Raw genomic sequence first — 19,894 nt, 5'->3', positions numbered from 1 at the left:
ATGACTCCTCTCTTTTTGCACTATGAAGACTTGGGAAGTGATGAAAGAAATGTACGAATCAACTTGGCTTTTTTGTCTAAAACGAGTTATTACATTACCATTTGTTTTACTAGGGGTTTCAATCATGACCTTTTTATTTATTCGTTTTGTTCCAGTAGAGCCAGCGGAGGTAATACTTAGATTGTCAGGAGTTGCACCGACGGCAGAAGCAATACAGGCGCTACGATCAGAATTAGGCACTGATCAACCTTTGTTGATTCAATATTTTATATGGCTAAGAGGCGTGTTGCACTTCGATTTTGGTACATCGTTTGTGAGTAAATTACCCGTTGCACAAGAAATAGTAGAAAAACTACCGGCAACTTTTGAATTAGCCCTAGCTGCATTTGTATGTATTATTGTCTTTAGTATTCCTCTAGGTATTATAAGTGCTCTTTATAAAAATTCAGTATTTGATAAGATTATAGGCTTATTATCCATTATTAGTGTATCCATCCCAACTTTTTGGTTAGGTTTTTTTCTTCTATACTTATTTAGTTTGAAGCTAGGCATTTTCCCGACAAATGGTAAAGGGACTATTTTACATATAATTTTACCAGCAGTATCTTTGGCATTACCCACTATTGGATTGTTTGTTCAGTCAATTCGTACAAGCGTCATAGAAGAATTACAAAAATATTATGTTCAGTATGCACATTTACGGGGGTTAAAAAAATCTGTTATTCTCAGTCGACATGTCTTCAAAAATGCTGCTATTCCGCTAACGACGATGCTTGGTATGACACTTGGAAATTTATTGGGTGGGGCTGTTATTGTAGAGCAGGTATTTAGCTGGCCAGGTTTAGGTCGCTACTTAATAGAATCAATTATTAATAGGGATTATCCAGTTGTGCAATGTTATGTTCTAATAATCGCTATTATTTATGTTTTTGCTAATTTATGTACAGATATATTACATCGAGTTCTTGATCCTCATTTAATGATGGTGAGGGGGAGAGAGTAGAGTGATTAAATTGCACAAAAGTTTAAACGGTAAACAATTGATTAGTATAGCTTCACTCACATTCATTGGGCTGTTGGGGCTTTTTGCTCCATTGATCATGCCGAATGATCCTTTTTTGGTGGATGTGTCTAAAAAGTTTTTAGCTCCATCATGGGCATATCCTTTTGGCACAGATCATTTAGGGCGATGTATACTTTCACGTATACTGTTGGGTATTCGCTATTCTTTAGGATCAGCTATATTCATTCAATTAATAGCAAGTTTTTTTGCTATATGCATAGGGGCAATGGTTGCTTTTAAGAGAGGGATCATTGATTATTTATTTATTCGTATCTGTGATATTTTATTAGCTTTCCCAACGCTTGTTCTTGCATTTGGACTGCTAGGTATTTTGGGCCCAAGCTTAAGAAATGTATTATTGGCGCTTATTTTTACTCAAACTATTTATTATTCAAGAATTTTAAGAGGCTTATTTATAAGCGTTAATGAAAAAGAGTTTATAAAAGCTGCCAAAATTAGTGGAACTTCAGGGGTTAAGTTAATCCTACGCCATTTCGTGCCAAATATAATGGCGCCGATGCTGACGATTATTTCTTTAGATTTAGGAAAAGTAATTTTAGAAATTGCTGGCTTTTCATTTATTGGCTTAGGTGTTCAAGCTCCTACTCCTGAGTGGGGAATGATGATAAGTGAAGGTAAACAGTATATTCGACAACATCCTGAGCTTATGCTTTATCCAGGTGCGGCAATAATCATCGTAGTCCTATTATTTAATATTTTGTCTAGTCATAACAAGCAAGTTGAGCATTGAAAGGGATAGCTATGGAAAGAAAAATCTTATTACAAGTCAAAGATTTAACTGTGCAAATAGATGAGAAGGAAATTTTATCTTCTATTAATTTAATCGCTTATAAAGGGCGTGTTTTAGGGATTATCGGTGAAAGTGGTAGTGGTAAGTCAATGCTATGTCAAGCAATTATGCAATCTCTCCCGGCGATGGCAAAATCGACGGGCCAAATTTTATATCAAAATATTGATTTAACATCTGTAACAAAAGAAAAATTGAGAGATTATCGAGGAAAGCATTTATCGATGATTACACAAAATCCATTGGTAGCGTTTGATAGTAATCAAACAATAGAAATGCATTTTCGGGAAACATTAAAAGCACATTACGTCATGAATAAAAAAGAAGTAAGACAGATCGCTATTTCGGCAATGGATAAAGTAAATTTACCTAATCCGGAAAAGCTTTTGCAATATTATCCTTTCCAATTAAGTGGAGGGATGCTGCAACGTGTCATGATTGCTCTTTCTTTTGCGATGCAACCTACATTATATATTGCCGATGAACCTACAACGGCTCTTGATACAGTCAATCAAAAGAAAATATTAACATTGTTCAATCAAATTCGAAATGACACCGATGCAGCTATTATTATTGTTACACATGATCTTGGCGTTATTGCTGAACTTGCTGATGAAGTTGCTGTTATGTATAAGGGAGAACTCATTGAGCAGGCGAATGTCTTTGATTTTTTTGACGCGCCACAGCATTGGTATACAAAAAAACTTTTACAATCGAGAATTACTTTTTAGAGGTGGTAGAAGATGGCTCTACTAGAAGTGGTAAATGTTGAGAAGTACTATAATCAGAGGCAGTCATTTATACAAAAAGAACTAGAAATACCAGCATTACAAGAGGTCACATTTTCACTTCAAGAAGGCGAATGTTTAGGAATAGTCGGTCAAAGTGGATCAGGAAAAAGTACATTAGGTCGGATAGTTTTAGGCATAGAGAATCCAACGAGTGGGATTGTGCGATTTAATAATGTGAATTTAAATCAGGCTAGTTCTAAAGAAAAAAAGGGAGTTCGAAGAGATTTACAAGCTGTTTTTCAAAATAGTTTTAACTCCTTTAATCCAAAACAAACTATTTCAGAAATAATAGAAGAACCATTTTTTAATTTCGAAAATTTTTCCAAAACCGAAAGGCAACGTAAGGTCGAGGAGCTACTCAACTGTGTCGAATTAGAAAGCAATATTGCCAATAAATATCCTTCACAGCTAAGTGGAGGTCAACAGCAACGCGTAAATATTGCCAGAGCAATTGCTATAAACCCAAAACTAATTGTGTTGGATGAAGCTATCAGTAGCCTAGATATGGTCTTACAGAAAAATATATTGCAACTACTTCAATCGCTACAAAAGCAACTGAAGTTATCTTATATTTTTATTTCTCATGATTTACATGTAACACGCTTTATATCAGATAGAATACTAGTAATGCATAAAGGTCGGCTTGTCGAGGAAATAAACAAGGACGATCCATTTAAACATACTGCTTCACTTGAACTATACAACGCTATTCTGCCTTTGCATCCCCGGGACAGACAAAAAACTTGCTAGCCGTAAGGGAAGATTCAACAAGATAAAAAATCGTAGCAAATAATTATAGCTACGATTTTTTGCAGTTTTACTATGCAAAATAAAGCTGATACATCGAAGTCTCATCGTCAATAGATTTTGCGATTTCAAAGGCTTCTTGCTGTGTGCGCTCATTTGCAATGATTTCATACATAAATCTTATGAGAAACATTAAATTGGCATTCCCATCTATGTAATCATCCGGGGCCAAATAGGAGTGGCAACCGCTTTTTAAAAATGCAGTAGCTAGCTGCTTTTCACCTAAAGTACAGCCAGAGGCAATAACCTTCACATCTTTTAATGTACAGTAATTTAAGATCTCTTGTGGACCGAAAAATTCACCCCTTGGTTCATTTAACTCATAAATATCCTCACCTAGCTCTGGCATGCAAAAACGTCCTTCATCCCCATGGAAGTTTAAAATTAAATAATCTATTCGATCGTCTAAATCTTCCCCTGACAAAACATCAATTAAATCATTTGGTCTTCCAATTAAATGAAGAGTCACTCGTGCACCAAATGACTCAAGTACAGAGCGTATTGCAAGCGATTCGATATCACATTCAGAGCCTACTACTAAACTAACGTATAAATCTGGTTTACTCATTTTCTACTATTCTCCTTTATTTTAATTTTATGTTAATAGTGTATCTGAATTTAGAAGTAAAGCCAATGAAATGATACAAGCTTCCAAACTGTTTTTTAAAACTTTTCTAAAAACCTGGACATTTTCAAAAATATTGGATTCCCGTATATATATATGTTGATTGGAGTGGAGGCTGGGCGACTCCTTGGGGATTAGCGTCACAGATGAGACCCTGGAGCGAGCAACTATAGGAACGAAGGCTAAGTGCATCACATCCTGTGATAACGCCTTCGTGACCAACATCGTGTTGGCCCAAGCGGCTCATCGTACGCCCCCAGGAAAGCGCCCAGTCGGAACGGAAATCAACCCCTCTTTGTGGAGATGATACGTATAAAAAATGGCATCTCTAATCTAGTGATGTGCCAAAAAAGCCCCGTTAACTACTAAAACGCCATATAGAATTTACAGAAGTCAAGACATTTGGAGATGTGTTTTAATTTTGTAAAATTTTAGTGTTGATTTATGATAAAAGACGCACTTCTTATGGGATAAAAGATGTGATTAGGCTATACTCTAAAGGATTAATGTTAATAGTGGAATTGAGGGAGTCGTATGAAATCAACGGTAGAACGAAAACTGCAATTTGCTTTTGGTATAGTTTTAGTATTTCTATTACTAATTACTAGTATTGCCATGTATTATTTAAATGACAATAAACACACACTTGCGGAAATCGAAAAAAATACGGAATTAATGAACTTGTATAATGATATTTCCTTTCAAACGGTTCGTGCAAATGCTGCCATTCGAGGGTATATGTTATATGGTAAAGAAGATATGCTTAACAACCATCTTGAAATACGAGAAACTTTACATAAATCTATTCAGCGTATTGAAGAACTCGAACATAAAAATACGGACTTTGAACAGTTTTTAAAGCAGTTAGAGGCATGGGAAGAGCCTTTAGATGAACAAATTGTACCGCTTTTTCAAAGTGGTGAAAAACAGCAAGCCCAGCAGTTGGCATTACCGGTTTTAGGGAAAGGTTCTCTAAAGCTTGTTGAGTTTGGGAAAACGATGGCAACCGCTCAGCAGGACGAAATGCAGGCTCGTATAGAGGCTACTAAGCAAAAAGGCGACAAAAGTGGCAAAGAGATTGCTGTACTAGCAATGGTCTCCTTACTTATAAGCATTATAATTGCGACAGTTTTTGGTCGAAGAGTAGCAAAAAATATTCAACAAACAGTAATAGAAATGGACAAATTCTCAACTGGCAATCTACAAACGCACCTGCAATTTAAAACAAAAGATGAGTTTGCCCAGTTGGCAGCTTCCTTTAATTCAATGGCGGAAAAACTTAGACATACGATGAAGCAAGTTGGTAATTCATCTGAACAGGTAGCAGCAACATCCGAGCAGCTCACAGCGAGTAGTATGGAAGTGACACAGGCAACAGAAGTTGTCTCAGAATCGATCCAAGATATTGCACATGGTATTGAAGAACAGGATACATTGACAGGTGATGTACGAAACTTATCCTCACACATTTTGAAAAAAATGAATGACATATCAACGAGTATTGATCATGTGAACGATGCAACTGTAGAAACTAAAAATATGGCTAGCATAGGACGTTCCTCAGTTCGTAATGTTATTGAACAGATGAATGAAATTGCGGATAATACAGCAGAACTAAGTACACGTGTTAAAGACTTAGATGAAAATACAGCAGCAATCGCCTCAGCAGTCAATGTTATTAAAAATATTGCTACCCAAACAAATCTATTGGCTATTAACGCCTCTATAGAAGCAGCACGAAGCGGCGAGCATGGCAAGGGGTTTGCCGTAGTGGCAGAAGAGGTACGAAAGCTAGCAGATGAATCGAATTTAGCAGCAGTAGATATTGAAAAGGTTGTTTTGCAAATTACTGAAGATACAAGAATTATCGAGGAAGACATGATCAGTAGTAATGATTCAGTAATGGTTGGTCGTGAAAAAGTAAATGTGGCAAGAGATAATTTCATACAAATTGACGATGCCATTAATGATGTGCAAGCGCAAACCGAATCAGTTACAGCGGCTATTCGAACGATCCATCAAGATATTGAGAAACTTGTAAAAGAAATCGACTACATTAGCGAAGTATCCATGAAATCGAGTAGCAATGTTCAAAGTGTTGCAGCATCCTCTGAGGAACAAAATGCAGCGATGGAAGAAGTAGCGGCAGCCTCTACACATTTGGCAAAAATGGCGATTGACTTACAAGAATCCATTCAAACATTTAAATACTGACACAAGAACCCCTATGAATCATACATAAAGAATGATTCATAGGGGTTCTATGTTTAGTGGATAGTGGCGCTGAGAGCTCGATTTATGTCGAGAAAATCAAAAAAATGAAAAAAGGTGTTTGAATTTAAGTATTTCGTCCGATAAAAACATAAGAAGAAAATATAATCAGAAGGGGAGGTTGTGTGCTTGGGGGCATTCTTTGAGTCTAAAAAGAAACCACAAAATTGGACAAAACACATTTTAAGAACTAGTAAAGACAAAAGGAGAGCTGTTGCATGAAACGATTATTTGGAAGCTTAAAGGGTAAGCTCTACACATTATTTGCTCTTATCTTATTAATCCCAGTTATTTCTGTAGGAAGCTTATCGTATCTTTCAGCAAAAAATTCGATAAAAGAAGAAATACTTTTTAGTGCAGATGAAAGTGTAAAAATTTTAAATACGTTAATTGATAAAACCATTAGCGAAAAAATAAACGAGATCACTATTTTTAGCAACGAAATAACGTTTTCTCAGTACGATCAGAAGGAATCCGCAATACTTAAAAATTTTCAACAATATATGAAGCTGAGTCCAGACGTTTTAAGTATTTATGTTGGAACGAATGAGGGGGCATTTATTCAAGAACCAAATATAAATAGTGCGGATTATAATCCTTTGGATAGGGATTGGTATAAAAAGGCCAATGAATTAAAGGGCGAAACTTTAATTACAAATCCTTACATTGATGCAGGGACTGGAGATATGGTCGTTACAATTGCTCGTCAGGTAAAGGATCAATCTGGGGTAGTGGCAATTGATATAAAATTGACAGACATTCAAAAAGTCTCGGACTCTATTAGTATCGGAAAAAATGGATATCCTTCTATTTTTGGTGACAATAATTTGGTCATTTCACATCCTACATTAGAAGCAGGTAAGGAATTAAACGAGAGCTTCCTCGATCAAATGTATGACAGCAAATCTGGCACGTATGATTATGTCTTTGACGGTGATAACCGTATTATGTTCTTTACAACGAATGAACTGACAAACTGGAAAATCACAGGAACAATTTTTGCAAAGGAAATTGACCAATCAGCATCATCCATTTTGAAAAAAACGTTTCTCGTACTAATTGCTGCGATTGTAATCAGTTCGATTGTATTCTTTTTTGTCATGAAGGCAATTATAAAACCGATTAGATTACTAAAGGATAGTGCAGTAACCATTAGTAAAGGTGATTTAACAGAGAAAGTGACAATCACTTCTCATGACGAGATTGGACAGCTAGGACAAGCCTTTAACGATATGCAAGACAGTTTAAGGACTCTTATTCAAAAAATTGAACAAAATGCTGAAGAGGTAGCATCGTCGGCAGAAGAGCTAACAGCCAATGCCACTCAAACGAGCACAGCAACAGAAAAGGTGGCCATTTCGATTCAAGATGTTGCTTCGAGCGCAGACTCGCAAACGACGAGTGCCAATAAGAATGCAGAATCGTTACAGGAGCTTTCGAAGGCTATTCTTCATATCGCGGAAATCTCTTCTACTGTGACAGATCTTTCACAACATGCTACGCTACAAGCAGACGAAGGTGGAAAGGCAGTCCAAAATACAAAAGATCAAATGCAATCTATTCATATATCGGTGACCGATTCAAACACGAAAATTCAAACACTACATGAACGCTCACAGCAAATTACGTCCATTTTAGATGTGATTACAAGTATTGCAGATCAAACTAACTTACTTGCTCTTAATGCAGCGATTGAGGCAGCAAGAGCAGGAGAGCATGGAAAAGGCTTTGCAGTTGTTGCTGATGAAGTAAGAAAGCTGGCGGAGCAATCACAGGAGTCTGCACAACAAATTTTCGAGCTAATCCATGGCATTCAGTTAGAAACAGAACAATCTGTAAACATCATGGCAAAAGTTACAGAGGATGTTCAAAATGGACTACATGTATCAGATGAAGCCATCACGAAATTCCAAGTGATTAAGACAAGCATGGATAAAATTACTCCTAAAATGGAAGAGGTATCTTCAGCCTCTGAACAAATGTCAGCAAGTGTACAAGAGGTGACAGCTGTTACGGAAGATTTGGCATTCTCTGCAAAAGGAAATGCAGCTGCTTCAGAGGATGTTGCTGCGTCTACAGAGGAACAATTAGCTTCGATGGAAGAAATTAATGCTTCTGCACAAGCTCTTGCGCATATGGCAGACGAGCTAAAACAGCTAATTAGTCAATTTAAATATTAATAGAATCAGGCATAACAAAAAACGCCATTCCGTTTGAGGAGTGGCGTTTAATGTTGTTGAAAAACTTAAGGTGTCATATTAAATAAAGTATGGCCCTTCGGCAAAACGAAAGGTTGATTTCCGTTCCGGCTGGGCGCTTTCCTGGGGGCGTCCGATGAGCCGCTTGGGCCAACACGATGTTGGTCACGAAGGCGTTATCACAGGATGTGATGCACTTAGCCTTCGTTCCTATAGTTGCTCGCTCCAGGGTCTCATCTGTGACGCTAATCCCCAAGGAGTCGCCCAGCCTCCACTCCAATCAACCACTCGTGTATCTTCTGGCATGTCACTCTAATTTATAGTAATTAAACGAAACTTTAGCAAGATGTGTTTTAGTACGAAAGCAAAGCAGCAGCAACAAATGCATTAATATACGAAAACGTAATGACAGTAACAACAGATGTACAACTATTAAAAGTTTATTCTATTCGATTATAGTAAGTAGACATAGCGTTCACTTTTGAAATGTATAAAATTAATAAAGTTTTATGCATCGCTGATTGGAGTGGAAGGCTACTTGACTCCCGTGGAAAAGCAAGACAGGCGAGCCCCTGCACGAAGCGTAAGCGGAGGAAGCGGCTACTCGATCGCCCACAGGAAAGCGAGTAGCCTGGAACGGAAATCACCTTCGCAAAAACATTCGCAGAGATTTACTTGTTCATTTTGTTTTTCAACAATTATAAAACGCCATTCCGTTTGAGGAATGGCGTTTTTGAATAATTATCGATCCTCTTCCCAGCAATCAGTATTTTTCAATGTTGGGATTGATTTTGCATAAAATACAGGATTTTTGCCGGTTTTCTTTTGCCTTGTAAAGTCGTCTAAAACAAGGAAGGCAATTTTACCAAGTAATATGATGATCGTAATATTGATTATAGCCATTAGTCCCATGAACAGATCTGCTAAGTTCCAAACAAGCTGTACTTGTGCAATCGAACCAAACATCACCATAGCTAGAACTAAAATACGGTAACCAATCATCCAGCCTTTATGAGCATTCATAAACTCAATATTAGATTCACCGTAATAGTAATTACCAACGATGGAACTAAAGGCAAAGAAAATAATAGAAATAGCGATAAAGTAAGGAGCCCATCCACCTACATGTACTGCTAATGAATTTTGTGTAAGAATAATTCCATCACTTTCACCAGTATTATAAAGACCCGCTAAAATAATGATAAACGCTGTTGCAGAACAAATCATAATTGTATCAAAAAATACACCTAAGCTTTGCACCAATCCTTGCTTTGCGGGGTGTGAAGTATTAGCTGTAGCTGCGGCATTTGGGACACTACCTATCCCAGCTTCATTGGAAAATAAGCCACGTCGTACACCTTGCATAACAGCAATTCCAATCGCTCCACCAGCAGCTTCTCGAAGACCAAACGCTTCTGTGAAGATCAGCTTGAAAACGGCAGGTATTTCAGAAAGATTCGTCACAACGACATAAAAGGCTACAGCTAAATAGAAAATCGCCATTACGGGTACAAGTACTTGCGTAACTTTTACAATTCTATGTATGCCACCAAAAATAATCATGGCTGTTAACACAACTAACATAATACCAATGATATAAGGCTCGATATGAAATGCCTCACCTACAGAAGTTGCAATCGTATTCGATTGTACAGCATTAAAAATAAAGCCAAAGCTTAACGTTAAAAGAATACTAAAAATAATCCCTAATTTTCGTTGACCTAACGCTTTTTCCATATAATAAGCTGGTCCACCACGAAACGCATCGCCATCCTTTACCTTGTACACCTGTGCAAGCGTACTTTCAATAAAAGCAGTCGACATTCCCAATATGGCGATAATCCACATCCAAAATATCGCTCCAGGTCCACCTACTCCGATTGCTAATGCAACGCCTGTAATATTTCCGGTACCTACTCGTGAGGCTGCGCTAATCGTAAAGGCTTGGAACGGGGAAACACCTGAATCTCCCTCTCTTTTTTCCACTATTAAACGAAACATCTCAGGAAAAAGTCGAATTTGCACAAACTTTGTGCCAAAGGAAAAATACAATCCTGCAACTATTAACAATGTGATAATGAAATATGTCCATAAAATACTATTAGCATCATTTACAATATTCGATATCCATTCCATTTTACATACCTCCAATCTCAATACGATTTAGTCTACACTTTTTTTTTGTTATATATCAACTTTTTGAAAATAATGAATTATATTAATTTTAATGTGTTGCAATATTTGATACAGCTAGTCCAAGGTACTGTTTAGGATGTGGATATCTGATGCCTATTTATACGTTAGCAATTGATTATAAATATGGGTGATGGGTTTTGTGTCGGAATTTTACCAGGTAAAAATAATATAATGATACGAAAGAAAAATGCATGGTGTTATGAAAAGGAGGTTAGGTGTGGTATTTTACTTTCTTTTGTATTGGCACTTTTTAGTGATGGTTATGTTGATTATCATATTTGCAGAAATTATCACAGAAGTGAGCTTCAGGAAGCCCAATTCTTCAGAGATGGCAGGAATGAAGTGCTTTTTTCTTTATAGAACATATGTTTATGTTGTATATTGTGAATAATCAAAAAAAGAAAGGAGTGACGGGTAATGACGAAAGGGAAGAAAGATTATTTTGTTATAGAACTCAAGTTACTTATAGATACATGGCAAAAGGATATTCTATTAAAACGTTTTGAAATTGCCCGTACTCTATAATACAACTTTGTCTTATGCAGTAAAACAATATACTTTAATGCAAGAATCAAAACACTATCGAAAACAATTACGTTGCTACCAAAAAGCGAAAAAATCTAATGATTCAAAAGAGTTGAAGCAGACTGCAAAAGAATTAGATATCATTCGCCAATCTTTTGGGTTAAGTGAATATCAATTGCATGCGTATATTAAAAAGCATCAACATAACTATAAAAAACATATAGATAGCAATACTTCTCAGAAAATCGCCTCTACTGTCTGGAAAGCGGTTCAAGATGTTCTATTTAAAGGGAGCAAAGCACACTTTAAACGTTACGGAATGTTTCATTCTGTAGAAGGGAAATCTAATAAAGCAGGAATTCGATTTAAAGAGACTATTGTCTTTTGGAATGGATTAACCCTTCCTGTTCGTATTCGCAAACAAGATTTGTTTGTAAAAGAATCCCTTGCTCTTCATGCCATTAAATATTGTCGTCTAGTCAAAAAAGTGATTCGTGGAAAACATACTTTTTACGTACAACTTGTGATGGATGGGATTCCTCCTGCAAAGAGAATTCCATCAACAGGAGCCTTTCGGCATTCCTATCAAAAACAAAAACGAGTAGGTATCGACATTGGTCCTTCTACCATTGCGATTGTTTCAGAAGAAACAGTTTTCATCCAACAACTTGCTCCAGAAGTACCTTTATTGGAGAAACAAAAAAGACGTTTATTACGCAAGTTGGATAGAAGTCGTAGAAGTACCAATCCTAACAATTTCAAAAAGGATGGTACGATAAAACATGACGTCAAACTCCGTTGGACATATAGTAAAAACTATCAAAAAACAAAAATACAAGTAAAAGAATTATATAGAAAGAAAGCTTCCTACATCAAAGAAAAACATGGTGCGTTAGCAAATAAAATCTTGTCTCTTGGCGATGAGGTGTACATCGAAACCATGCATTTCAAAGGATTGGCAAAACGTACAAAAGAAACCAAAACAAATATACAGGGCAAAATCCAATCCAAAAAGCGTTTTGGAAAAAGCATTGGGAATCATGCCCCTGCCATGCTAGTGGAAATCATCCATCAAAAATTAGGTTACACAAAGCAAACGATACAGAAAGTAAATACGATCACCTTTAGAGCCAGTCAGTATAACCATGTGACGGATAGTTATGAAAAGAAAAAACTCCATCAACGTTGGAGTCAAATTGGAAGTCATCTCGTACAACGAGATTTATATAGCGCATTTTTACTGATGAATAGTGATGCAAATTTACAACAAACTAATCAAGACTTATGCAATAAAACGTTTACTACCTTTTTAGAGTTACACAATCAACATATAGAAGACTTGAAACAAGTAAAGAAAACATTCCCTCTTAGCATAGGTATCAAACAAATCAAGTGAGGGGTATTCCTCCGTAGGTAGAGCTACCTGCCTTCGTTAAAACTTATTGCCAACACAACATCGGTTGTGTAAATAAGAAAGTCTTATGGAACAGAAGATAAATCAAAGATGTTGTACACAGGACATGGCAACACCATCTGTGGAGAGCTTTGTAACGCTTCTCTTAAGTATATAAGAACCCCACTGCTTTAGCTGTGGGAGTAGTCAGTTTTTTATTCCCTGAGTTTCCATCAATTGTTGTATTGATCTTTAGTGGTTTAATAGGCTTTGTGTATTCCATATGCATTGATTTTATGGACGCTAGTTTATTTTTTATTAGTATAAATTGTGTTAGTTCTCTCATTTCCATTTTATTAAATTAGATATTTGCAATTCTTGAAAAGAAAAGCTGAAGAAATGGAAAAAGAAGTTTAATACTTTTTTGAAAATCCCCTTATTTAAGTTAGAATTATTAGTATAATAGTAAAATTAAAGGGGGAATTTGTGTGAAAACCATTGGCATGATTGGCGGAATGAGCTGGGAGTCTTCTGCACAGTATTATCGTCTTATGAATGAAGAGGTTAAGCAACAATTAGGAGGCTTGCATTCAGCAAAATGCATTCTGTATAGTGTAGATTTTCAAGAAATTGAGCATTATCAAGCTGAGGGAGAGTGGGAGAAGGCTGGGCAAGTGCTGGGAGAAGCAGCGCAATCCCTAGAGAGTGCAGGGGCAGATTTTATTATCATTTGTACAAATACAATGCACAAGGTTATTGATATCATTGCGGCAAAGATCACAATACCGATTTTACATATAGCAGATGCGACTGCAAATCAAATAGAAAAAGCTAGTTTACAAAAAGTTGCCCTTCTTGGGACAAAGTACACGATGGAGCAAGATTTCTATAGAGCTAGAGTAGAGGGATTTGGCATTGAAGTACTTGTTCCATTTGCTGACGAGCGTACTGAGGTCAATCGTATCATCTATGAAGAATTATGCTTGGGCCGAATTGAACAAACATCGAAGGACTATTATTTACAGGTGATTGAGAACCTTGTGCAATCGGGAGCACAAGGAATTATATTAGGCTGTACAGAGATTGGTTTACTTATTAAACAGGAAGATCTTAGCGTACCTGTTTTTGATACAACAATTCTACATGCACAGGCTACTGTAAATATGGCCATTCATAAGGGGGGGGTAATATGCCAAGAAAAGTACGAGAAATGGGGATTGTAGTTGGAACATTATCAACAGGTGAGAAAAATTGTATTACCGATGTAGCTGGCGTGCGTGTAGGTCATGTAACGCTCGATGAGAAAATGAATCAAGAAGGCGCTTATGCCTGTACAGGGGTAACAGCGATTTTACCGCATGATGGTAATTTATTTCAGCAAAAGGTTACTGCTGCAAGCTATGTGCTAAATGGTTTTGGGAAAACGACTGGGCTCGTTCAGGTGAATGAGCTAGGGGTTATTGAATCACCAATTATGCTCACGAATACATTTGGCGTCCCGGCTGTAACACAAGGAACGCTACAATTTATGCTAGATACGAATAGTGAAATAGGTCATTCAACAGGAACTATTAATATCGTAGTCGGGGAATGTAACGATAGCTATTTAAATTCTATTCGAGAATGTCCTATCACACCCGAGCATGCTGTGGAAGCGATTCGCAAGGCATCAAATGAAATAGCGGAGGAAGGGGCAGTTGGTGCCGGAAAAGGAATGATGTGTTTTGGCTATAAAGGTGGGATTGGCTCATCTTCCCGAATCGTGACACACGCGTCAACAAACTATACGATAGGTTGTATGATACTTAGTAATTTCGGACAAAGCTCAGAGTATCTAGCTCGTCAATATACTACTTCAAATGTTCAAAATGAATCGGCATTATCGCCGACAGATGGCTCCATTATCATCGTACTTGCCACAGACGCACCGCTTAGTAATCGTCAGCTAACACGTGTTATTAAACGCTGTGGTATCGGACTGGGACGTACAGGCAGTCATTTTTCACATGGCAGCGGAGATATAGTTATTGGCTTTACAACAGCCCATCATATCGCTCACCAATCAGATCAGCTCGTCGAAACACGTACACAACTACGGGAAGATCACCCTATCATTAATCAATTATTTGCAGCTGCTGCAGAAGCAACAGAGGAAGCCATTTTAAATTCACTATCTCAGGCACAGACTACTGTTGGTAGAAATGGACATAAAGTTGAAGCCTATCAATTTTAACTCTATGGATGATGGGATGTCATTAGATAACATTGTAGAACAAATCAATTTTAGCCCATTACTACCAAATGATATACAAATGCAAACTATCTATAATTTTTCATTACGTCAGGAAACAAAAGTTAATCGCAGTTCTATTTACTTTAATGCGAAACTTCATAATAGCATTATTCGAGTAAAACAATTTTTTTATGATTGGGCATTCCCTTTTATTTATGCAGATACGAATTTAATTAAACAAGGTAAGCCTTTTATCATTCAGAATAGAGTAGGCTTTATTGGTATTGATTATAAAAATAATAAGGCATTAAGCTATTCTGTAGGATTTACAACTGTGGAGATATCGGTTTTTGAAGGTGATGCCACGGATGATGAGTTAATAGAATATCTTGCAAATTTAATGGTAATAAACCTTGATCTGTCACAAAAATCATTTGCTACTGTAAGTTATACAGCAAGATATGATCAAGGAAAATGGGGAGAAGATGAAGTAACGAGGGTAAAATGGTTTAAACCTGAGATAATTAATTTGAAAAATACTTTCTCAGAGACATTATTAGATTATAAGCTAGACTCGGTTGGGATTGGTAAAGAAACGAATGAAGTTCAATTACTATATCGACAAAAAGAAAACCTTACTGATGGGTGTTGGATTTCAATAGCACCTCTTACTTTAGAACAAGATCTACCTAAAACTTTAGGAAGAAATATTGGAACTCGTCAAAAATGGAGATTTAGATTATTGAAAATTCCATATGAAAATAGAAAAATTGAAGTATATTATGGAGTTCAAGAAACTAAATATCCAGCAAGGTGGTTCTGGTTTAGCTTTGATAATAAAATTATTCAATGTCATATTCGTTCTTCCGTAAATGAAACCTCATCTTTAGTGCGTGAAATATTAATAAAAATACTATTTAGTTGGCTTGTTTAGTAGAAATAACTAGAAGAGTTTACCTTCATTTTGATCAATATCAAAATGGAGGTTTTTTTATTACCAATATAATTTGATTCAATTAACTAAGACTCATCACCGAAAGTTGTGGAAGACATTTGGAGTGGAGACTGGGCGACTCCTTAGGGATTATTAGCGTCACAGATGAAACCCTGCAGTATAGTAATTCTGAAACAACGAAATGCTTATAAATATTTTCAATAATTAATCACTCTCTCTTGATTTAAAGATAATGACCTTTAATTAATATTTTACTTATAGATTATAATGTTATATGATGTAATCAAGAAAAATGAAAGAGGTAACAAATTGAAAAAATTAAACAAACAATCTTCCGTTCCTCTGTATATTCAGTTGAAAGAAGTACTTACAGAATATATAGAGAAAAATATGACAATTGGGGAAGTCCTTCCAACTGAAAAAGAGCTAGAAAAACTTTATGGTGTTAGCAGAATGACAGTCCGAAATGCTATAGATGAATTACAAAGAAGTGGTGTTGTTGTTAAGCAACAAGGAAGAGGAACTTTTGTTAACAATAACAAAATGACACAAGATATCGGAACTATTTTTAGCTGGACTGAAGAAATGAGGATTAAGCAGAAAAAATCTTTAACTTTGGAAACAACTATTCAGGTAGTAGAACCTTCAAAAAAATTGCGTGACTCTTTAAAACTGGCACCAGACGAAAAAGTTGTATCTATTGCAAGGGTACGAGCAGTCGAAAATGAGCCGGTTGTTATAATGATTAATTATTTAAAAAATAAGTATGTCCCTGGTTTGGAAAAAAAAGGTCTAACTTCTGATTCTTTATATAAGGATTTAGAGGAAATATACAACATTTTTTTAGAAAGTGCTGAGGAGGTTATAACAGCTAGGTCTGCTACCTCATATGAAGCAACTAAATTAAGGGTTCCGGAAGGCGCTGCCGTCTTACATGTTAGAAGAACTTCATTCATAAAGAACAAAGTCCCTGTAGAAGTAGTAGATATGGTTGTACGTGGAGATAGATATGAGTATTTTGTTGAACTAGAAGGCCGAAGAAAAAAACACATCATTCCATAAACCATAAGGAGAGATACAATGTTACCAATAAAATTTGAACAAATTGCATTAGATGTGGAGCTTACATCTCCCGAAGAAGCCATTCAATTCGCTGGAAATTTACTGCTTCAATCTAACAGTGTTGAACAAAGTTATGTAGAAGAAATGATTAATGGTTATAAAAAGTTCGGTTCCTATATTGTGTTAGCACCTAACATAGCTATTCCACACGCAAGACCAGAATTCGGAGTGAACGAACAATGTATAGCTTTTGTGAGAGTCAAAACTCCTCTATCTTTTGGACATCCACAAAATGATAACGTTAAACTTATTATTCCGATTGGGGGTATAGACAAACAATTTCACTTAGATATGTTAAGAGATTTAAGCGCCGTCTTGATGAATGAAGATAAAGTAACTAGGTTAAAAGAGTCAACTGACACAATGGAAATCTATAATATATTGAAAGGAGTTAGCTAATATGTTTATTTTGACTGTTTGTGGGATGGGGTTTGGAACAAGTTTAATGTTACTAATGGAAATTCAAGATTTAGGAAATAAAAATGGTTTTACAATTGAGGGAGAAGCTACCGATTTAAGTTCTGCAAAAGGAAAAAACGCCGATTTGATAGTAGCATCAAGCGAAATAGCACAAGAACTTGAAAATAATGATATACCTGTAGTATCCATCATTAACTTACTGGATAAAAATGAAATTGAAGAAAAAGTACTGCCATATATTATGCAAATCCATACACGAGGAGGTTAAAAAATGCTAAGTTTTATTACTGGAGTTTTATCAACCCCTGCCTTTATTTTAGGAATAATCGCAGCTATTGGACTTATAGCCCTCAAAAAATCTGGATCTGATATTATTAAAGGAACTTTAAAAACTATTTTTGGCTTCATCATGCTACAACAAGGGGCAAGCATCATTGTAAGTAGCTTAGTGCCATTTAGCCAAATGTTTGAAAGCGCTTTCAAATTAACTGGCGTTATAGCAGAAGATAATGCTATAGCTGCTGCAGTGCAAAATGTTCTTGGAACAGAAACTTCTTTAATTCTAGTTTTTGGTTTTATCGTCAACGTTATACTAGCCAGAATAACAAAATGGAAATATATCTTTTTAACTGGCCATATGATGTTCTCTTTTGCTGCGACAATGGCAATCGTTTTTGATCAAATGGGTATTCACGGATGGAAAGCTATTCTACTAGGTTCATTAATTCAAGGGATTTCCAGTGTGCTATTTCCTGCATTAGCGCAACCTTTCGTAAGAAAAGTAACTAATAACGATAGTGTAGGATTTGGATTTTGGGGGAGTTCACTTGTTTGGATAAGTGGTTGGATTGGTGGGAAATTGGGGAATAAAGAACATTCGGCTGAGAACATGAATGTTCCAAAGCAGTTAGATTTCTTAAAGGAAATGTCAATTTTAATGGGAATTGTTATGTCTGTTATTTATTTGGTCACTTCATTCTTTGTCGACACTAAACTTATGAATGAGCTTTCGGGTGGTCAAAATATTGCTCTTTTCGCAATTATGCAAGCGTTTACATTTGTTGTCGGTATTCTTGTATTATTACAAGGAGTTAGAATGTTCCTAGGTGAGCTAGTACCTGCTTTCAAAGGAATTAGCGAAAAACTTGTTCCAGGTGCAAAACCAGCACTAGATATCCCTATTTTCTATTCTTTTGCACCAACAGCAACGACTATCGGATTTTTATTTGCCTTAGTAGGTGGATTGGGGGCAACACTCATTTCTACTATGCTACCTGTTGTGGTCTTACCTTCCGTGATTGGTTTATTCTTTATGGGAGGAGCTGCAGGTGTATTCGGGAATGCAATGGGGGGACGTCGTGGTGCCATAATTGCTGGCGTGGTACTAGGATTTACATTTCAAATGATAGTGGCCTTAGCTTATCCAATTATTGATTTGAGCGGTTATGGCATAAGCGGATTGTGGTTTGCTTCTACGGATGCTATCGTCGTCACTTTACTTATTAGATTAATCGGCACCCTGTTTGGTATAGCAATATAAGATCCAAAGGAGTGATAAATATGACTGACAAAATTAGAACTGTTTTAGGAGATACTAGCAAAGAAGCACTAGGGTTTACTTATACCCATGAACATTTATGGTGTTGTCCTCCTCCACAACAAAAAGATCGTGACTTCGAACTAACAAATTACGAAGCTTCTCTGGAAGAATTAAAAACATTTAAAAAAATCGGGGGTGAAACTTTGGTAGATGCTTCTACCCTCGACTATGGAAGAGATGGTAATATACTTAAAAAAATGGCTGAGGAAAGCGGCGTTAATGTATTAGGGGTCACGGGTTTCAATAAACATATCTATTTTGATGATTGGGTTGAAACAGAAAGTATCGATCAAATTGTAGATAGATTAGTTCAAGATATACAAGTTGGAATGGATGGATCCGATGCAAAAGCTGGAATATTAAAGGCTGGATCATGGTATAACGTTATACATCCACTGGAAGAAAAAATAACACGAGCTGTCGGAAGAGCCCAAAAAATAACTGGTGCTCCTGTATGGTTACATACTGAATCCGGAACACTGGGAGTAGAAATGTTAGATATTTTAGAGGATGAAGGGGTAGACTTGCATTTGGTTGCTGTAGGACATAGCGATAGAAATGCTGATCCTTATTATCACTTAAATATTTTAGAACGTGGCTCCTATATCCAATTCGATGGACCCGGGAAAGTCAAATATTATCCAGATAATATTAGAATAGATTTAATTAAAAATGTTCTAGCACATGGATATGGTCATAAGTTACTCATATCAGGAGATATGGGGAGACAAAGCTATTTACACGCTTATGGTGGTGGTCCTGGTTTTAGATATATTAAACAAAAATTCATTCCTAGAATGTTGAACGAACGAATTTCCCAACATGCTATTAATCAAATTTTCTATACAAATCCAGCTGATTGGTTAGCGAAATTTTAGGAGTGATTA

General features: G+C 36.3%; 17 protein-coding genes. 15 read left to right on the top strand and 2 right to left on the bottom strand.

Translation table 11 applies throughout. The annotated features are described in order from the left end of the window. The first annotated feature begins 22 nt into the window (after nucleotides 1-22). From nikB to ABH968_RS14320, 4 genes are read left to right on the top strand one after another with little or no spacing between them, the layout of a single operon-like run. Nucleotides 23-1,003 (top strand): nickel ABC transporter permease, encoded by a 981-nt coding sequence (gene nikB, locus ABH968_RS14335; protein ID WP_370044932.1) that lies wholly within the window; start codon nucleotides 23-25, stop codon nucleotides 1,001-1,003. A 1-nt stretch (nucleotide 1,004) separates the two neighbouring features. Beyond that, entirely contained in the window at nucleotides 1,005-1,814 is an 810-nt protein-coding gene (locus ABH968_RS14330; RefSeq protein WP_370044930.1) for an ABC transporter permease, read from the top strand. 11 nt (nucleotides 1,815-1,825) lie between these two features. Next, nucleotides 1,826-2,602, top strand: coding sequence for an ABC transporter ATP-binding protein (locus ABH968_RS14325; protein ID WP_370044928.1), 777 nt, complete (start codon nucleotides 1,826-1,828; stop codon nucleotides 2,600-2,602). Nucleotides 2,603-2,614: 12 nt separating this feature from the next. Continuing rightward, nucleotides 2,615-3,412 (top strand): ABC transporter ATP-binding protein, encoded by a 798-nt coding sequence (locus ABH968_RS14320; protein ID WP_370044927.1) that lies wholly within the window; start codon nucleotides 2,615-2,617, stop codon nucleotides 3,410-3,412. A gap of 70 nt (nucleotides 3,413-3,482) precedes the next feature. Here the strand turns inward: ABH968_RS14320 and ABH968_RS14315 are convergent, their stop codons facing one another. Then, nucleotides 3,483-4,037, bottom strand: a complete 555-nt coding sequence (locus ABH968_RS14315) for a delta-aminolevulinic acid dehydratase (protein ID WP_370044925.1) — start codon at nucleotides 4,035-4,037, stop codon at nucleotides 3,483-3,485. Nucleotides 4,038-4,628: 591 nt separating this feature from the next. Here ABH968_RS14315 and ABH968_RS14310 point away from each other — a divergent pair. Further along, nucleotides 4,629-6,308 (top strand): methyl-accepting chemotaxis protein, encoded by a 1,680-nt coding sequence (locus ABH968_RS14310; RefSeq protein WP_370044923.1) that lies wholly within the window; start codon nucleotides 4,629-4,631, stop codon nucleotides 6,306-6,308. Nucleotides 6,309-6,583: 275 nt separating this feature from the next. After that, nucleotides 6,584-8,545: a methyl-accepting chemotaxis protein gene (locus ABH968_RS14305; protein WP_370044921.1), complete on the top strand. Its 1,962-nt coding sequence runs from the start codon at nucleotides 6,584-6,586 to the stop codon at nucleotides 8,543-8,545. A gap of 759 nt (nucleotides 8,546-9,304) precedes the next feature. On the opposite strand, the gene ABH968_RS14300 is transcribed toward ABH968_RS14305, so the two are convergent. Continuing rightward, entirely contained in the window at nucleotides 9,305-10,699 is a 1,395-nt protein-coding gene (locus tag ABH968_RS14300; RefSeq protein ID WP_370044919.1) for an alanine/glycine:cation symporter family protein, read from the bottom strand. A gap of 622 nt (nucleotides 10,700-11,321) precedes the next feature. On the opposite strand from ABH968_RS14300, the gene ABH968_RS14295 reads away from it, so the two are divergent. The 9 genes from ABH968_RS14295 to ABH968_RS14255 all read left to right on the top strand — a co-directional run bounded on the left by ABH968_RS14295 (nucleotide 11,322) and on the right by ABH968_RS14255 (nucleotide 19,885). Next, nucleotides 11,322-12,680: a hypothetical protein gene (locus ABH968_RS14295; RefSeq protein WP_370044917.1), complete on the top strand. Its 1,359-nt coding sequence runs from the start codon at nucleotides 11,322-11,324 to the stop codon at nucleotides 12,678-12,680. A gap of 485 nt (nucleotides 12,681-13,165) precedes the next feature. After that, nucleotides 13,166-13,900: an aspartate/glutamate racemase family protein gene (locus ABH968_RS14290; protein ID WP_370044916.1), complete on the top strand. Its 735-nt coding sequence runs from the start codon at nucleotides 13,166-13,168 to the stop codon at nucleotides 13,898-13,900. Beyond that, entirely contained in the window at nucleotides 13,867-14,910 is a 1,044-nt protein-coding gene (locus ABH968_RS14285) for a DmpA family aminopeptidase (protein WP_370044914.1), read from the top strand. The genes ABH968_RS14290 and ABH968_RS14285 overlap by 34 nt, the downstream gene beginning before the upstream one ends. Before the next feature lie 16 nt (nucleotides 14,911-14,926). Further along, nucleotides 14,927-15,844, top strand: coding sequence for a hypothetical protein (locus tag ABH968_RS14280; RefSeq protein WP_370044912.1), 918 nt, complete (start codon nucleotides 14,927-14,929; stop codon nucleotides 15,842-15,844). A 330-nt stretch (nucleotides 15,845-16,174) separates the two neighbouring features. Beyond that, on the top strand, nucleotides 16,175-16,927 hold the full coding sequence (locus ABH968_RS14275; protein WP_370044910.1) for a GntR family transcriptional regulator: 753 nt from the start codon (nucleotides 16,175-16,177) through the stop codon (nucleotides 16,925-16,927). An 18-nt stretch (nucleotides 16,928-16,945) separates the two neighbouring features. After that, entirely contained in the window at nucleotides 16,946-17,386 is a 441-nt protein-coding gene (locus ABH968_RS14270) for a PTS sugar transporter subunit IIA (protein WP_370044908.1), read from the top strand. A gap of 1 nt (nucleotide 17,387) precedes the next feature. Further along, nucleotides 17,388-17,675: a PTS sugar transporter subunit IIB gene (locus ABH968_RS14265; RefSeq protein ID WP_370044906.1), complete on the top strand. Its 288-nt coding sequence runs from the start codon at nucleotides 17,388-17,390 to the stop codon at nucleotides 17,673-17,675. Nucleotides 17,676-17,678: 3 nt separating this feature from the next. Beyond that, nucleotides 17,679-18,947, top strand: coding sequence for a PTS ascorbate transporter subunit IIC (locus ABH968_RS14260; protein WP_370044904.1), 1,269 nt, complete (start codon nucleotides 17,679-17,681; stop codon nucleotides 18,945-18,947). Between the two features lie 20 nt (nucleotides 18,948-18,967). Further along, nucleotides 18,968-19,885 (top strand): phosphotriesterase family protein, encoded by a 918-nt coding sequence (locus ABH968_RS14255; protein WP_370044903.1) that lies wholly within the window; start codon nucleotides 18,968-18,970, stop codon nucleotides 19,883-19,885. The last annotated feature ends 9 nt before the right edge of the window (nucleotides 19,886-19,894 follow it).

The sequence above is a fragment of the Lysinibacillus sp. RC79 genome (assembly GCF_041262405.1).
In the GTDB taxonomy this organism is placed as follows: domain Bacteria; phylum Bacillota; class Bacilli; order Bacillales_A; family Planococcaceae; genus Lysinibacillus.
This window is presented reverse-complemented; position numbering and strand designations above follow the sequence as displayed.

Excerpts from the sequence above, each read along its gene's own strand:
- nikB (WP_370044932.1), top strand. The coding sequence starts at position 23 with ATGAAGACTTGGGAAGTGATGAAAGAAATGTACGAATCAACTTGGCTT.
- ABH968_RS14325 (WP_370044928.1), top strand. The coding sequence starts at position 1,826 with ATGGAAAGAAAAATCTTATTACAAGTCAAAGATTTAACTGTGCAAATA.
- ABH968_RS14320 (WP_370044927.1), top strand. The coding sequence starts at position 2,615 with ATGGCTCTACTAGAAGTGGTAAATGTTGAGAAGTACTATAATCAGAGG.
- ABH968_RS14315 (WP_370044925.1), bottom strand. The coding sequence starts at position 4,037 with ATGAGTAAACCAGATTTATACGTTAGTTTAGTAGTAGGCTCTGAATGT.
- ABH968_RS14310 (WP_370044923.1), top strand. The coding sequence starts at position 4,629 with ATGAAATCAACGGTAGAACGAAAACTGCAATTTGCTTTTGGTATAGTT.
- ABH968_RS14305 (WP_370044921.1), top strand. The coding sequence starts at position 6,584 with ATGAAACGATTATTTGGAAGCTTAAAGGGTAAGCTCTACACATTATTT.
- ABH968_RS14300 (WP_370044919.1), bottom strand. The coding sequence starts at position 10,699 with ATGGAATGGATATCGAATATTGTAAATGATGCTAATAGTATTTTATGG.
- ABH968_RS14295 (WP_370044917.1), top strand. The coding sequence starts at position 11,322 with ATGCAAGAATCAAAACACTATCGAAAACAATTACGTTGCTACCAAAAA.
- ABH968_RS14285 (WP_370044914.1), top strand. The coding sequence starts at position 13,867 with ATGCCAAGAAAAGTACGAGAAATGGGGATTGTAGTTGGAACATTATCA.
- ABH968_RS14280 (WP_370044912.1), top strand. The coding sequence starts at position 14,927 with ATGTCATTAGATAACATTGTAGAACAAATCAATTTTAGCCCATTACTA.
- ABH968_RS14270 (WP_370044908.1), top strand. The coding sequence starts at position 16,946 with ATGTTACCAATAAAATTTGAACAAATTGCATTAGATGTGGAGCTTACA.
- ABH968_RS14265 (WP_370044906.1), top strand. The coding sequence starts at position 17,388 with ATGTTTATTTTGACTGTTTGTGGGATGGGGTTTGGAACAAGTTTAATG.
- ABH968_RS14260 (WP_370044904.1), top strand. The coding sequence starts at position 17,679 with ATGCTAAGTTTTATTACTGGAGTTTTATCAACCCCTGCCTTTATTTTA.
- ABH968_RS14255 (WP_370044903.1), top strand. The coding sequence starts at position 18,968 with ATGACTGACAAAATTAGAACTGTTTTAGGAGATACTAGCAAAGAAGCA.